At 68.9% G+C, this 14,916-nt stretch carries 10 protein-coding genes; 9 read left to right on the top strand and 1 reads right to left on the bottom strand.

Translation table 11 applies throughout. From position 1 onward, the window contains the following. The first annotated feature begins 20 nt into the window (after positions 1 to 20). From DMR_RS06240 to DMR_RS06230, 3 genes are all read left to right on the top strand, one after another. Positions 21 to 1,136, top strand: a complete 1,116-nt coding sequence (locus DMR_RS06240) for an N-acetylneuraminate synthase family protein (protein ID WP_015860054.1) — start codon at positions 21 to 23, stop codon at positions 1,134 to 1,136. 272 nt (positions 1,137 to 1,408) lie between these two features. Further along, positions 1,409 to 2,221, top strand: a complete 813-nt coding sequence (locus DMR_RS06235) for a glycosyltransferase (RefSeq protein ID WP_015860053.1) — start codon at positions 1,409 to 1,411, stop codon at positions 2,219 to 2,221. After that, positions 2,218 to 3,486 carry a hypothetical protein gene (locus DMR_RS06230; protein ID WP_015860052.1) on the top strand — a complete coding sequence of 423 codons (1,269 nt, stop codon included), beginning with the start codon at positions 2,218 to 2,220 and terminating at the stop codon, positions 3,484 to 3,486. The genes DMR_RS06235 and DMR_RS06230 overlap by 4 nt, the downstream gene beginning before the upstream one ends. Before the next feature lie 17 nt (positions 3,487 to 3,503). On the opposite strand, the gene DMR_RS06225 is transcribed toward DMR_RS06230, so the two are convergent. After that, positions 3,504 to 5,945 carry a bifunctional diguanylate cyclase/phosphodiesterase gene (locus DMR_RS06225; protein WP_043600179.1) on the bottom strand — a complete coding sequence of 814 codons (2,442 nt, stop codon included), beginning with the start codon at positions 5,943 to 5,945 and terminating at the stop codon, positions 3,504 to 3,506. 193 nt (positions 5,946 to 6,138) lie between these two features. On the opposite strand from DMR_RS06225, the gene DMR_RS06220 reads away from it, so the two are divergent. The 6 genes from DMR_RS06220 (at position 6,139) to DMR_RS06195 (ending at position 14,847) form a co-directional block, all read left to right on the top strand. Next, positions 6,139 to 8,118, top strand: a complete 1,980-nt coding sequence (locus DMR_RS06220) for a glycosyltransferase family 4 protein (RefSeq protein WP_015860050.1) — start codon at positions 6,139 to 6,141, stop codon at positions 8,116 to 8,118. Positions 8,119 to 8,243: 125 nt separating this feature from the next. After that, a complete protein-coding gene (locus tag DMR_RS06215) occupies positions 8,244 to 9,599 on the top strand; it encodes an HlyD family type I secretion periplasmic adaptor subunit (RefSeq protein ID WP_015860049.1) in 1,356 nt (451 codons plus the stop codon). A 21-nt stretch (positions 9,600 to 9,620) separates the two neighbouring features. Next, the gene (locus DMR_RS06210) at positions 9,621 to 10,727 is read left to right on the top strand and encodes a hypothetical protein (protein WP_015860048.1); all 1,107 of its coding nucleotides are present in this window, start codon (positions 9,621 to 9,623) and stop codon (positions 10,725 to 10,727) included. Positions 10,728 to 10,873: 146 nt separating this feature from the next. Beyond that, positions 10,874 to 12,127, top strand: a complete 1,254-nt coding sequence (locus tag DMR_RS06205; RefSeq protein WP_015860047.1) for a glycosyltransferase — start codon at positions 10,874 to 10,876, stop codon at positions 12,125 to 12,127. Continuing rightward, positions 12,114 to 12,890: a hypothetical protein gene (locus tag DMR_RS06200; RefSeq protein ID WP_015860046.1), complete on the top strand. Its 777-nt coding sequence runs from the start codon at positions 12,114 to 12,116 to the stop codon at positions 12,888 to 12,890. Before DMR_RS06205 ends, DMR_RS06200 begins: the two co-directional genes overlap by 14 nt. Next, complete coding sequence (locus DMR_RS06195) at positions 12,883 to 14,847, top strand: glycosyltransferase (protein WP_015860045.1); 1,965 nt, start codon at positions 12,883 to 12,885, stop codon at positions 14,845 to 14,847. Before DMR_RS06200 ends, DMR_RS06195 begins: the two co-directional genes overlap by 8 nt. Positions 14,848 to 14,916: the final 69 nt, after the last annotated feature.

Here is a 14,916-nt window from a genome sequence, read left to right as displayed (position 1 = left end):
CTTTCGGAGAACACCACCCCATGCCCACCGCCCCGATCATCCGCCTGCGCAGCGGCCATGCCGTCGGCCCGGGTTGCCCGGCCCTGCTCGTTGCCGAAATCGGCAACAACCACCAAGGCAGCCTGGAGACCGCCCGGCGCATGGTGCGCGCCGCCGCCGCAAGCGGCGCCGACGCCGTCAAATTTCAAAAGCGCGACATGGGGGCGCTTTTCACCCGGGCCGGCCTGGACGCGCCCTACGGCGGCCCCAACAGCTTCGGCGACACCTACGGCCGCCACCGAGCCGCCCTGGAATTGCCGGGCCAGGCCCTAGCCGAACTCAAGGCCCTGGCCGAATCCCTGGGCCTGACCTTTTTCGCCTCGGCCTGGGACGCCCCGAGCCTGCGCCTTTTGACCGACCTTGGCGTGGAACTGCTGAAAATCCCCTCGGCCGATCTGGTCAACCTGCCGCTGTTGCGCCAGGCCGGCGCAACCGGCCTGCCGGTGGTCATCTCCACCGGCATGAGCCAGCTTGCCGACATCGACGCCGCCGTGGCCACGCTCAAGCAAACCACCGACCGCATCATCATCCTGCACTGCAACAGTACCTACCCCTGCCCGGACGAGCAGGTGGGGCTGCCGGTGATGGATCTGCTGCGCCGCCGCTACGGGCTGCCGGTGGGCTATTCCGGCCACGAGCAGGGCCTTGGCCCCACCGTCGCCGCGACGGCCTTTGCTCCGGTCATCATTGAGCGGCATTTCACCCTGGACCGCGAGCTGCCCGGCACGGACCACAAGGCCTCGCTCACGCCCGACGCCTTTGCCGCCATGGCCGCCATGGTGCGCCAGGCCGAGGCGGCCATGCGGGTTACGCGCAAGCAGGTGTTTGCCGGCGAAGCGGCGGCGGCGGCCAAGCTGCGCAAGTCCCTGGTCTACGCCCGGGATCTGCCGGCCGGCCATGTGCTGGGCCCCGAGGACGTGGCCTGCAAGTGTCCGGGCGACGGGCTGTCGCCGGTGGCCTACGATCTGGTGGTCGGCGGGCGGCTTCTCGCCAAGGTCCGCCAGGACGAGGCTGTGCGGTTCGACGTCCTGGCCCTGCCCGAGCGGCCCAAGCCCGAAGACGATGCCCAAACGGCCAAAGCCATTTCCGGTTTCTAGTGTCGCGTCCGCGAAAACGTATATGGTGTTTTGTAGTCAACGAGCTAAAACCATTTATTTTTCTTAAAAAATACTATCGTATTTTTTAAGGGACGCGACTCTAATCGCACCCTCGACCAGAAGAAGCAGGCGCGATTTTTGCTGGCAACAGACAAAACCCACTAATTTTACTTAAAGCACTTCGTATTTTTTAGTTGGGGGGTCCGGGGGCCTCAGGCCCCCGGCCGCCGGAGGCATTCTTCCTTTTCCTCCCACCCACACTGTAGGTCACCATGGCCCTGGCAACCATCGTCATTCCGACTTTCAATCAGGCCGCCTATCTGCCGGCCTGCGTGGACCGCTGCCTGTTCCAGACCCATGAGGCGCTGGAGCTTATTATAGTCGACGGCGGCTCGGACGACGGCACCAAGGATTTTCTCGACGCCCTGCCCGGTCGCATCGGCGGCGCATATGCCGAGCCGGTGGTCTGCATGGACGCCAGCGGCAACGTCGTGCGCGAGCGCGTGCTGACCTATCCCCAAAACCGGCGGGTGGAGATCGTGCGCTTCGAGCACGACATCGGCCCGACGCGTACCTACAACGAGGGGCTGGCCCGGGCGCGAGGGGAATACTGCACCTATGTGCCGGGCGACGATCTGCCCTATCCGCACATGATCGAGGAGCTGGCCGGGGCTCTGGAGCGCACGGGCGCGGACTTCGCCTACGCCGACCAGGATGTGGTGGAGGACGACGGCCGGGTGTACCGCCGCATGACCTTCCCGGAATTCGACTTCAAGGCCTGCCTGGCCGACTGGTACCACCTGGGCGTGTGCAGGCTCTACCGCACCCGTCTCCATGAGACGGTGGGGCTCATGGACGAAGCGTTTGGCAGCGCCAACGACTACGACCATTACTTGCGCTTCGCCATGGCCGGGGCGCGGTTCGTCCATGTGCCGCGCGTGCTCTACGGCGTGCGCCGCCACGGGCCGGCGCGGCCCACGGGGCAGCACACGCCCTCGCGTTACGCCAATCTTCTGGCCGAGTCCTGCCGGCTGGCCCAGCGGGCCAGGGATTTCCTGGACTGCCAGGGCGCGGACCGGCCATGAGCGCCGACTGGGTCCGGCTGGCCCCGGACACGCCGGCCGCCCACGCGGCCCTCAAGGCGGCCCGGGAACTGACCCGGGCCGGAGAGTACGCCCTAGCCCTGGACGTGCTGGCCGGGCCGGCGGTGCGGGAGACGCCCCTTGGCCGGCTGCTTGGGGCCGATCTGCTCCTGGCCCTGGGCCGGGCCGAGGCGGCCTTGGCGGCGACCGAGGCCGTGGCCCGGGAGCACGGCGACACCGGCCAGGGACTGCTTTGCGCCGGCCAGGCCCGGCTGGCCCTGGGCGACCGGACGGGCGCGGCCGAGGCCTTTGCCCGGGCGGGCGCGGCCGATCCCGGACGCATCGCCGCCCGGGTCAACGCCGTGGCCCTGGCCGGGCCGCCCGCGCCCCTTGCCCCGTCGTCGCGGCGGGCCGTGGCCGTCACCAGCCTGCCGCCCACGGCCGGGCGACGCTGCCGGTTGGCGCTTGCTTCCTGGAGAGCGGCCGGATTTTCGACCATCGTGTCGGTCAACGCGGCCGAGGAGATCGCCACCCTGGCCGAGCGTTTCCCGGATGTGGCCTATGTCGCGGGCCGGGAGACGGCCCTGGCCGATTACGAGCGGGCCTGCCCGGCCGTGGGCGAACTACTCGCCGCCGGGGCGGCGGTCGGCGCGCCGGCCGTGGCCGTGCTCAACGCCGACATCGTGCTGGCCGCCGGGGCGGATTTCGCCGTCCGGCTGGCCACGGCCGCGCGCGGCGGGCTGGTGGCCGCTTGCCGGGTGGACGTGGAGCCGGACGCGCCGGGGGAACCCCGGCCGGCGTTTTCCTATTACTATGATGTCGGTTTCGATCTGTGCGCCGTGGACACGGCTTATGCCCAGCGCCCGGAGCTGGAAGGCTTCTGGCTGGGCCTGCCCTGGTGGGACTACGCCCTGCCCCTGGCCGTGGCCCGGGCCGGGGGGACGCCGCGCTTTTGCGCCGCGCCCGTCCTTGTCCATGCCGCCCATGGCGCGGCCTGGTCCCACCGGGCCTTTCTGGCCCTGGGGCGGCGTTTTGCCGACCGGTTCTGGCCGGGCCTGGCCGAGGAACTGCTGGGCGGCGGCCTGGTGGCCGACGCCGGCCCGGAAGCCTGTCTGGCCGCCCTGGGCGGGCGGGTGGCCGGCCTCATACGGCGCGCCCCGGACGCCGGCCTGTGGGACCGGGTCGGCTTTTGCCCCCACGATCCGGCCTATGCCGCGTCCGCCCCGGCGCTCACCCAAATCATTCCCGACGCTAACCCACCTCGTTAACTCACGCCCCAACCCCCTTAAATACTATCTCCATTCGGGGGGGCTGGGGGCCTCAGGCCCCCAGCCGCCGGAGGCATCCTCTCCTCCTTCTCCCCCACTCCCTCTCCACCCACACGCCGTTCGCTGGGGTCGCCGGGCAGGCCCAGGGGGTTGCGGCGGTCACGCACCAGGGAGTTGCCCTGACGCGATTTGGCGAATTTCTTGACGGCAGCCGCGCGCTGGCCGAGCTCGTCCATGGTGACGGCCACGGCAAAAGCGCAGTCGATGACGCCCATGGAGACGGTGAGCAGGCCAAAGCGTCCCAATCGGCCGTCTCGGCCCTGGCCTTCGATGTAGCCGCGCTCCCGGTCCTCGGGACCGTAGAGGGCCGGCGAAGCGGCGGCGAAGGCGTCGATGGCCGCCCGGCAGACCGGCTCCACGGTGTCGCAGGAGCACAAGAGCACGAAGTCGTCGCCCCCGACGTGGCCCAGAAAATCGTCCTCGCCGCCCTTGGAGGCCAGGGCTTCGGCCAGGATACGGGCGGTCATGAGGATGGCCTTGTCGCCGTTCTGGAAGCCGTAGACGTCGTTGAAGACCTTGAAGTTGTCCAGATCGACGTAGACCAGGCAGGCGGGCGTGCCGACCACGGCGCGCCGGGCGATCTCACGCTCGATGGCCACGTTGCCGGGCAGCCCGGTCAGCGGATTGGCCCCCTTGGCCATTTCGACCTGGACGCAAGCCAGGGCGTCGAGGATTTTTTGCACCGACACGATGCCCGAGAGCCGGCCCCGGCAGGTGACCAGGATGGGGTCATAGAGCTTGTCGCGGTCCCGGGCCATGGCCGCCTGGGCGGCCACTTCCACGGGGGTGTCCCATTCCACGGCCAGGCATTGGGGGTCCATGATGCGGCTGACGTCGCGGCGGGAAAACAGGGCCAGCCCATACTGGGAACTCAACAGTCGGTCGAGGTGGTGGCTCATGATGAGGCCCTCGGGGCGGCCGTCGCGCACCACCACCACGGCCTGGGCCGCTTCATCGGCGTCGAAAAAGCGTTTGACCTCGCCGACCTGGGCGTCGTGGGGAACCTGGTTCGGCCGTTCGGCCAGATCGCTTATGGGCGAGGCGCACTTGAGGCCGTCCACGGCCTGGTTGGAGCCGGACACGATGGCCAGGCGCACATCCTCGGCCGGCGTGGCCGGAGGCGTGGCCGGCCGGCCGAGGAAATAGCCCTGGCCGAAATGCGCGCCCAGGCGGATGAGGCAGGCCAGCTCGGATTCGGTCTCGATGCCCTCGGCCACGATGCGGCAGCCGATTTTCTCGGCAAAGGCCAGCATGGTTTCCAAAAGCGCCCGCTTGACCGGGTTGGCGTCGATGCCGCGCACCAGGGACATGTCGATCTTCATGAAATCGGGCTTGATCTCGGCGATGGAGGCCAGGCCGGAATAGCCGGTGCCCACATCGTCCACGGCCACGCCGTAGCCGGCGTCGCGGTAATGGGCCAGGGTGCGGTGGAAGAGGTTGAAGTCCTTGACGCTGTGGCGTTCGGTGATCTCCAGCACCACGTCGCGCGGCTCCATGCCGTACTTGTCCAGGAGCTTTCGGGTCTCGCCCGGGGTGAAGGCCGGGTCGAGCATGGTGCGGGGATGGATGTTGCAAAAAAGCCTGGCCCCTTCCTGGCGGGCCGAAAACCCGCCGATGGCCGCCTCGCGACAGGCCTTTTCCAGGGCGAACACCGAGGCGGATTCCTCGGCGAAATCGAACAGCATGGCCGGCGAGGCAAAGACGCTGTCGGCCGGCCCCCGGGCCAGGGCCTCCCAGGCGAACACCGTGCCGCTTCGCAGATTGACGATGGGCTGGTAGACCGCCCGGACCCGGCCGAGTTCGAGGATCTCGCGGAACTCGCGCTGCATGGGCGAGGCGCATTTGCCGGCCTCGCTACGGGCCAGCCGGGAGGCCTCGGCCAGGGCCGAGGCCAGGGCCATGTCCAGGCCGGCCACGCCGCCGCCAAGCACCAGGGCCGCACCGCCGCGCAGCTCCATCTCCTGGCCGGTCAAGCGCATGGCCTCGGCCCGAAGCCTGCCCCGAACCTCCAGGCGCAGTCCCGCCGTGGTACGCTCCAGGGCGTCCAGCGCCGCCCCGTTGCCGCCGACCACGAGGAGCGCCCGGCCGGGGTCCAGGCGTTCGACCAGACAGACCGGCAGCGCCGACAATCGGGCCACGGCCACGGCCCGCACTTCGCGCTCCAGGGCTTCGCCCAAGGCCTCGGCCACCTCCGGGCGCACGAGTCGTCGCAAGAGTGAAAAATCCTGTATTTCAAGCAGAATGACCCCGAGGGCTCCGCCAAGGCCCATATGGCCGGCCACCTGGGTCCGGCGTTTGCCCCGCAGCAGTTGCGGGGCCTGGGCAACGGGAGCGGCCGCCCCCTCGGGGATGAAACGCTGTTCGAAGCGCGGCGAAAACTGCATAAACGTCCTGAGCATGGGCTGCCTCGATGTTGGCCCGGCCACGGCTGGCCGAACGCCCTGCTCTATCCTGGCCGCCGCCGTGGGCTGGCCGCGTCCGGCCGACGTTTTGGCGACGATTACGTGACGCGCGCTCCCAAAAAAAGCTCAGTCACGGCGTAATCATGACATAAGCTTGCCACTCCCCCGGCCCTCGCCTAGACTTCCGCCCATGTGCGCCTCCCCTGCCCCCGGCTTCGCCCTGCCCCCGCCGCTGCGCCTGGCCTGGACCCTTCGCGACGACATCCGGGCCAATCTCCGCCTGGCCGGCCTAGCTGGGGAAACCGATTTCGCCGTCTGGTGGCTGTGCTGCGGGCACGAAGCATTTCCCGCCGCCGCCGCCAACGTGGACATCGACCGGGAGCGGCTGCTGCACGAGGTCGTGTGCCCCGGAAAAACGCCGGACAGCCCGCCGATCACGCGGCTTATGGATTTCGTCTGGCGCTTCCGGGCCAGCGAGACGGCCCCATTCAATCGCGACAGCACCGCCGGACGCGCGGCCTTCACGGCCTGGTTTTTTTCCAGCGCCGTGCCGGAGATGGCGCTTTGGGACTTGCTCTCCCCGGGGCAGCAGGCCTGGCTCCACGAGGCGACCACGCCGCCCCTGGCTCCGGTCGGCTTGCCCCTGCCGCGCCTGGCCCGACTGTGTTGGGCCGCCAGACACGATATTCGAGAAGCCTTCAATCCCGACACGCCCGAGGGCACGCTGGGTCTGCTCGCCTGGTATGTGCTCTATGGCGCGGCCGAAATGGGGCACTCTGGAGACCTGGCCTGGCGGCCGCCCCTGCCCCTGGACGCGCCGGCTCCGAAACTGGGCGGTCTGTCCCGCCGGGCCGTACTGGCCTGGACGGCCGATGACGCCGCCCGGAAAAACCTTGATCCGGCCAGGCCCGAGCATCGTCCGGCCATCATGGCCCTTGTCCGGCCCGCCGCGCCCGAGGAGTCTGGCCCGCCGCGCCGGAAAAACGCCCCTGCCGTCTGTCTGGTGCGCTCAGGCCCGCCGCGTCATGTTTTTGGCGTCAACATCATCGGCTACGCCCGGGGGGAGCTTGGCATCGGCGAGGATTCGCGCATGTTCGCCCAATCCCTGGCTGCGGCCGACGTCCCCTTCGCCGTGGTCAACGTGCCGGCCGGCGCGGCCGTACGCCAGACCGATGCTTGGCTCGACGCCTGTCTCGTCAGTGAACTCCCCTATCCGGTCAGTGTTTTTTGCCTCACGGGCCTGGACACGGCCCGGCTGTGGCTGGAGCACGGCGACGCGCTTTTCGCCGGACGCCACAACATCGGCTACTGGCCCTGGGAGCTGCCGGCCTGGCCGGCCTGTCTGGCCGACGCTTACGGCCTGGTGGACGAACTCTGGTTGTCCTCGACCTATACCCGCGACGCCTTTGCCGCCTCCTCGCCCGTGCCGACCTTCCTGGCGCCCATGGCCGTGTCCGTGGATCGCCTGACCCCGGTCCCCCGGGCGCGTTTCGGTCTGCCCGAGGACCGCTTCCTTTTTCTCTACGTCTTCGACTGGAACTCCTACCCGGCCCGCAAGAACCCCCAAGCTGCCATCGACGCCTTCCGCCAGGCCTTTCCCACCGGACGCGAACCGGTGGGGCTGGTGCTCAAGACCATGAGCGCCCGCCCCGAGGACCCCAGGTGGCAACTGCTCCAGGCTGCGGCCGCCGCCGACCGCCGCATCGCCGTGCTGGCCGAAACCCTGGACCGGGGCGAGGCGCTGGGGCTTTTCGCCGCCTGCGACGCCTACGTCTCCCCCCACCGGGCCGAGGGCTTCGGCCGCACCATGGCCGAGGCCATGCTTCTTGGCCGGCCGGTCATCGCCACGGCCCATTCCGGCAACGCCGACTTCCTGACCCCGGACACCGGCTTTCCCGTGGCCTACCGCCTTGTCCCGGTCGGCCAGGGCGACTATCCTTTCGGCGAAGGCCTTCTGTGGGCGGAGCCGGCTCTGGAGAGTCTGGCGGCAAACATGCGTCTGGTGGCAAACCAACCGACCCTGGCCCGACGTCGGGCCCTGGCCGGGCGCGAACTCATCGCTGCCAGGCACGCTCCACACAGCGTCGGCACAGCCTATCGGCGGCGCTTGCAGGAGATTGCCAACCTTGGGACGGGGCGGCCAGCTACCGCGTCTATCCCTACAACCTGATTGACAATACAACCGTGTTTTGGCCATGAAGGAGCGTCAAGTCGGACATTTTTTGGCCCGACTCTGGCTGCGGTTGATTCACAGTCTACCGATGGCGACGCCGACCAAGCCTACGCACAGGATCTATGTTACAAAAATTTCTTCCCAAGAAAGATGCCGTACCCATTCCCCGGGAAGTGATTGAATTTCATCCTGACGCGGAAGAGCTGGAACTCACGCCGCTGCCACGGGCAACCAGGCTCGTGTTGCATTCCATTCTCGGCCTCTTGGCTTTTCTACTGCTTTGGGCCTGCTTCGCGGAAACGGACAAGGTCATCGCGACTTCCGGGAAAATCGTTTCCTCCGAAAAAAACATCATTATCGCACCCTTGCAGGACTCCATCATCCGCTCCATCAACGTCCGCCTGGGTTCCGTTGTCAAGAAAGGCGATATCCTGATGCGCCTCGATCCCACCTTTTCCAATGCCGACGCTTCCCGCATCCAGGTCGATGAAACCTATCAAAAGCTCTTGATCGCCCGTCTGGAGAGCGAACTCTCCGGCCTGCCCCTGTCGCCGCCAGCCGGGGCCACGCCCCAGGAGGTCGAAAGCCAGGTCAAATTGCTGGCCGGCCGCCTGGAAGAGTTCACGGCCAAGCTGCGCAGCATCAACACCAAGATCGCCGAAGTGCAGCAGAGCATTGTGGCCGGCCAGCGCCAATACACCCAGATGGACAAGCAGGTGCAGGTGGCCCAGGAACTGGTGGGCATGCGCAAGAAGGTCTACGAGCAGGGGTCGGATTCCCGCCTGTCCATGCTGGAGGCGGAAAACCACTTGGCCCAGACCAACGTCTCCATGGAACAACTCAAGGGTTCCCAGGAAGCCAAACGCCACAATCTGGCCCAGGCCCTGGCCGAAAAGGAAGGCTTTATCGAGAATTGGCGCAATGTCGTCGCCAACCAACTCAGCGAAGCCCGCAAGACGCTCCAAACCCTCCAGGAAGACGCGTCCAAAGCCAAACGTCTGCACGAATTGTCCGTCATCGCCGCTCCCAGCGACGCCGTGGTCTTGGACATCGTCAATTTCAACCCCGGCACGGTCATCAAGAGCGGCGAAACCATGATGGCTCTCGTCCCGCTGGATTCCCCCCTGGAAGCCGCCGTCTTCATCGGCACCGACGACATCGGTTACATCCGCCCAAACGACATCGCCACGCTCAAGCTCGACACCTATCCCTTCCAAAAGTTCGGCTACCTGGACGGTGAATTGCGCACCCTCGCCGAAGACGCCCAGTACCTCGACACACCAAGCGGCCGCCGCCTCGTCTACGAGGGACGCATCCGCATCACCGGCATGGAACACATGCGCAGCCTGCCCAAGGACTTCCGCCTGGTGCCCGGCATGACGCTTTCCGCCGACATCAAGGTCGGCTCCCGCACCGTCATCACCTACATCACCTGGCCGCTGATCCGCGTTTTCGGCGAATCCATCCGAGAACCTTAAGCGTCTCGACAAGGAGCCCCAATGCACGCACAACAACAAAGCCAACGCCTGGAGACCATGCTGGCCAGCGAGGCCACCTTGGCGCCGTTTCCTCCCGGCGAATACACCATCGTCGTCGGCGGCATGGAACATCCCACCGTCAATCTGGCCAACTCGACCTTTCCCAGCATCCGCGTCGACGTTCTGCCCGGCAGCGCCGGGACCTGCCGCCTGGCCTCGCCCGACGGCCACTCGGCCTGGCTGTCCAGGACAGGCGAAAGTGTCGCCCTCACCGTGGCCCAGCCCGGCGGCCTGCTCCTTTTCACCACCTACCGGCCAAGCGAATACGCCACCACCGGCATTCGCATGGACATCAAGCGCCATAACCCGGCCCAACCCCAGGCGACGATGCCCCAGCAGCCGCCCATGCAGCCCCAGCAGCCGCCCATGCAGCCCCAGCAGCCACCCGTGCAGCCTTTTGGCGTCGGCGGACTATCCTATTCCCCCCACGGCGGGCAGCCCGCGTTTGGCGGCTACCCCGGCCGGCCTCAGGCCATGCCCGCCTTCGGCGGCCCCCAGGGCTTTGCCCAGCCGCAGCCGGGATTTGCCCAACCCGCGCCGGCCTTCGGCCAACCCGCGCCGAGCTTCGGCCAACCGGCTGCGGGCTTCGGCCAACCGGCTGCGGCCGCGCCCCAACCGCCTCGGACGTTTACCCCGCCAAGCGCCCCCGCCGGCCCCATGCCGGTGGTGCGCATGGCCGGCCACCTGGAAGGCGAAGGCGACGTGGCCTTCGACCCCGGGCAGGGCGCCGGCCGGCCCGGCTCCAAACGACGCCTGGAAGCCGTGGCCCTTTATGTGGAAGGCGTGGCCTTGCAGGATCTGCAATACGCCGCCATCGGCCCCAACGGGCAGCCCATGCCCTGGGTGAGTCCGCCCCAATTTACCGGTTCCCGGGGAACCGGCGCGCCCATGCTCGGCTTTGCCGCCAAGCTTGGCGGCGAGGCGGCCGGACGCTATACCATCGCCTACGCCGGGACCTTCCTGGGCGCCGGCCCCGTGCCCGCCGCGCGCAACGGCGAATTCCTGCGCTCCCCTGTGCCCGGCGACGCCCTGGAATCCCTGGCCGTTATCCTGGAACCCAAGGTCTAGAACGCGAAACCCTCCCTGTCCGACCGTGCACTCCGCCCCAGGCGGATGCCCGGCCGGGCAAGCCCAGACGGGGCCGGGCACAATCCTCGGCCCCGCCCAAAAACGGGTGACAAACCCGCCGGCCCGGCCAGGGCACAAGGCCCGTCATGGCCAATCCCCAGCGCACCATCCTGTTTGTCCACCGCGACTTCCCAGCCCAGTTCCAGAGCTTGGCCGAGCATTTATTACGGCAACCGGCCACCCGCGTGTGTGCCATCCGGGAGGCCGGCCGCCAAGTTCCCCTGCCCGGCGTCGTCGATGCCCCCTACCACGACATCGGCCAGGCCCCTCCCCAGCTCCAGGCCCTGGCCCGCAACCTCGAAGAACAGATTCGACGCGGCGCGGCCGTACTGGAAACGGCCCGCAACCTGTGCCGGGACGGGTTGGTCCCGGACCTGGTCTACGCCCACCCCGGCTGGGGCGAAGCCCTGTTTTTAAAGGACATCTTTCCCGAAGCGCGCCATATCTGCTACTGCGAGCACCACTACGACCCCGAGGGAGCCGAAGCCACCTTTGATCCCGAGTATCCCCTGGCCCAGTTTCAATGGCCCACGGTGCGGCTGCAAAAAACCGCCGGACTCCTTGCCCTGGAGGCCTGCCATCGCGGGATTTCGCCCACGGCCTGGCAACGCCAGGGCTATCCGGCCGGCTTTCGCGGAAAAATCGAGATCATCCACGAAGGCGTGGACACGGCCGTCGTGCGCCCCGATCCGGCCGCCCGGCTGCGTCTGCCCGAGCACGGCCTCGTCCTGGCCCCGGGCGACGAAGTGGTCACCTATGTGGCCCGCGACCTGGAGCCCTACCGGGGCTTTCATACCTTCATGCGCGCCCTGCCGCGCCTGCTGCGCCTACGGCCGAACTGCCGGGTGCTCGTCATCGGCGGCGACGACGTGAGCTACGGCCTGCGCCTGCCGGGCGGCCAGACCTACCGGGAACGCTACCTGGCCGAGTGCCCGGTGGACCCGGGGCGGGTCCATTTCTTGGGCAAGCTCGCCTATCCCGATTATCTGGCCGCCCTGGCCGTGTCGGCCTGCCACGTCTACCTCACCTATCCCTTCGTGCTGTCCTGGTCGTGCCTGGAAGCCATGGCCGCCGGCTGCCTGCTTGTGGCCTCGGACACCGAACCGGTGCGCGAGGTGGTGGCCCACGGCTTAAACGGCCTGCTCGTGGATTTTTTCGATGCCGAAGCCCTGGCTCAACAAATAGCCGAAGCCCTGGCCTGGGGCCGGGAACTTTCCCCCCTGCGCGCCCTGGCCCGGGAAACCATCGCCACCCGCTACGACCGGGGCCGTATCTGCCTGCCGGCCCAGGTCCGGCTGATCGAGCAAACCCTGGCCGGAGACTTCGATGCCGACGCCTGACGCCCTCCTGCCCCCGCCCACGCCGGCCGCCCGGCGCGCCATGGAAGCCGCCCGCTCCCTGGCCGGAAGCGATCCGGCCCAGGCCAGGCGTCTGGCCCTGCCCCTGCTCGGCCAGCCGGCCCTGCACGTGGAAGCCCTGGCCATGGTCATCGAGCTGTCCCGGCGTCTGAGCGACGGCCCTACCGCCGCCGCTTTCGCCCGCCGGGCCGCCCGGCTCGCCCCCAAAAGCGCCCTGGCCCGCGTCCTGGCGGCAACCGCCCTCATGGACGCCGGTTTTCCCGACGAGGCGCTCAACCAAGCCCTGGCCGCCGAGGCGCTTTGCCCCAAGGACGCCGGAGCCCGTCTGGCCGTCGTCCGGGCCGCACTGGCAGCCAACCGGCCGGCCGCCGGACTGCCGGCCGCCTTGGCGCTGCTGCGCGCCCCGGATTCCCTCGAAACCTTTCGTCTGGCCGCCGGACTGATCGACGCGGGATGCGGCGGCAAGGCCTGGGGCGCAGCCTGGCGCGACGGGTCGAGCGTTGCGGGCTGCCTGCGCCGACTCTCGCCCACGCCCCCGGAAGTCCTTGTCCTGGCCGGCGGCCTGCCCGTGGGCCGCGCCTTTGCCGACGCGCCCCTGGCCGGCCTACCGGCCCTTGGCGGCTTCCGTATGGACCTGCCGCCAAACCTCGACGCCGCCGTGCTCGACGTCGTGCGGGCCGACGACGGCCTGCCCCTTTTCGGCTCGCCCCTGGCCGCCGGCCCGGCCGAGGTCGGCCATGCATAATCCGCCCGCCGTCGTCGATGTAGTGGTCCCGGTCTACAAGGGCCTGGCCGAAACCCGGGCCTGCCTGCAATCGGTCCTGCGCGCCGCCGGGCAGGCGCGGCCTCGGCTCATCATGGTCAACGACGCCTCGCCCGACCCCTGCCTCTCCGACTGGCTGCGCGAGCTGTCCGGGGCCGGAAGCGCCGTCCTGCTCGAAAACCCGACCAACCTCGGCTTTCCGGCATCGGCCAACCGGGGTATGGCCTACGGTCCGGCCCACGACGTGGTGCTGCTCAACAGCGACGCCCTGGTTTTCGACGGCTGGCTCGACCGTCTGGCCGCCGCCGCCTACAGCGCCCCGGGCATCGCCACGGCCACGCCCTTTTCCAACAACGCCACCATCTGCTCCTATCCGGCGTTCAACGCCGACAATCCCCTGCCCGGCGACATCGCCCCGGCTGCCCTGGACGCGCTTTTGGCTCGGATAAACGCCGGCCGGACCTGCGACATCCCCACGGGGGTCGGGTTTTGCCTCTACATCCGCCGCGACGCCCTGGCCGCCGTGGGCGATTTCGACGCCGCCGCCTTTGGCCGAGGCTACGGCGAGGAAAACGATTTCTGCCGCCGGGCCGCTGCGTCAGGCTGGCGCAATGTGCTGTGTGCCGACGCCTACGTTGTCCACACCGGCGGGGCCTCCTTCGGCGCGACGAAAGAGGACGCCCTGGCCCGCAATCTGGCCGTCCTGGCCGCGCGCCATCCCGACTACCTGGACCTTGTGGCCGATTTTACCTGGCGTGATCCGGCCCTGCCCCTGCGCCGGGCGGCGGACATGGCCCGCCTTGCCCGTACGGCCCGCGCGCCGCTGATCCTTCGCCTGTGCCACGGCCTGGTCGGCGGCACGGCCCGGCGGCTGGCCGAGGAAGCGGCCGAACTGGCGGATCTCGGCTACGACGCCGGCCTGCTTGTCCCGGCCGGCCACGGCGCGTCGCCTGAGCCGTCCGAGCCGGACAACCGGGTGCGCCTGACCCTGACCGGCGGGCCGGACACGCCAAACCTCGTCTACGCCTTGCCCCACGATTGGCCGGCGCTTATGGCCGACCTGCACACCCTGGGCACGGCCGGGATTGTTATCCACCACTTCCTCGATCTGCCCGAGCTCGTCCTGTCCCTGCCCGAAGCCTTGGGCGTCCCTTACGAGGCCCGCGTCCACGACTACGCCTGGTTTTGCCCACGCATCACGCTTCTTGACGACACCGGCCTGCCCTGCGACGAGCCCGGACCCGAGGGTTGCCTGCGCTGCGTGGCGGCGGGCGTGCCCCTGGAAAACGATCTGCCGCCCGCGCCGGAGCTTGTCGCCCGCTCGGCCCGGCTCCTGGCCGGGGCCGGCCGGGTGCTGGCCCCCTCCCGGGACGCGGGCTACCGCCTGGCCCGCCATTTCCCGGACGCGCCCCTTGTGGTCGCGCCCCATCCCGAACCGGCCTTCGCCCCGCCGCCCCCCCCTGCGGTTTTCCCTTGGGACGGCCGTACGCCCCTGCGGTTGGCGCTTATCGGGGCCATCGGCTCCCACAAGGGCTACGAGGTGCTCTTGGCCATGGCCCGGGACGCGGCCCGACGCGAGCTGCCGCTGTCCTTTGCCGTGGCCGGCTTCACCAAGGACGATTTCGCGCTGTTCGGCACGGGCCGGGTGTTCGTCACCGGCCGCTACGAGGAAGGCGAGGCCGAGAGCGTGGTGCGGGAACTCGGTTGCCAGGCGGCGCTGTGTCTGTCGGTATGGCCGGAAACCTGGTGCTACGCCCTGACCGAAGCCTGGCGGGCCGGGCTGTGGACCGTGGGCTTCGACATCGGGGCCGTGGGCGAGCGCATCGCCGAAACAGGCTTCGGCTGGCGGCTGCCCCTTACGCTGTCCGGCCGGGAGGTCAACGACCGGCTGCTGGCCCTATTTGCCCGGCCGCCGGCGCCGGGAGGACTGGCGGGGTAGGCCGCTGCCGGGTCTTCAAATCAAGCGCCAAGTCGAGGTAGGCCTTCCGCGCCAGAAAAAGCAACAGGG

The organism is Solidesulfovibrio magneticus RS-1 (assembly GCF_000010665.1).
Taxonomy (GTDB): domain Bacteria; phylum Desulfobacterota; class Desulfovibrionia; order Desulfovibrionales; family Desulfovibrionaceae; genus Solidesulfovibrio; species Solidesulfovibrio magneticus.
The sequence above is the reverse complement of the archived record's forward strand: the minus strand, read 5'-3'. Positions and strand labels throughout refer to the sequence as shown.

Excerpts from the sequence above, each read along its gene's own strand:
- DMR_RS06240 (WP_015860054.1), top strand. The coding sequence starts at position 21 with ATGCCCACCGCCCCGATCATCCGCCTGCGCAGCGGCCATGCCGTCGGC.
- DMR_RS06235 (WP_015860053.1), top strand. The coding sequence starts at position 1,409 with ATGGCCCTGGCAACCATCGTCATTCCGACTTTCAATCAGGCCGCCTAT.
- DMR_RS06230 (WP_015860052.1), top strand. The coding sequence starts at position 2,218 with ATGAGCGCCGACTGGGTCCGGCTGGCCCCGGACACGCCGGCCGCCCAC.
- DMR_RS06225 (WP_043600179.1), bottom strand. The coding sequence starts at position 5,945 with ATGCTCAGGACGTTTATGCAGTTTTCGCCGCGCTTCGAACAGCGTTTC.
- DMR_RS06220 (WP_015860050.1), top strand. The coding sequence starts at position 6,139 with ATGTGCGCCTCCCCTGCCCCCGGCTTCGCCCTGCCCCCGCCGCTGCGC.
- DMR_RS06215 (WP_015860049.1), top strand. The coding sequence starts at position 8,244 with ATGTTACAAAAATTTCTTCCCAAGAAAGATGCCGTACCCATTCCCCGG.
- DMR_RS06210 (WP_015860048.1), top strand. The coding sequence starts at position 9,621 with ATGCACGCACAACAACAAAGCCAACGCCTGGAGACCATGCTGGCCAGC.
- DMR_RS06205 (WP_015860047.1), top strand. The coding sequence starts at position 10,874 with ATGGCCAATCCCCAGCGCACCATCCTGTTTGTCCACCGCGACTTCCCA.
- DMR_RS06200 (WP_015860046.1), top strand. The coding sequence starts at position 12,114 with ATGCCGACGCCTGACGCCCTCCTGCCCCCGCCCACGCCGGCCGCCCGG.
- DMR_RS06195 (WP_015860045.1), top strand. The coding sequence starts at position 12,883 with ATGCATAATCCGCCCGCCGTCGTCGATGTAGTGGTCCCGGTCTACAAG.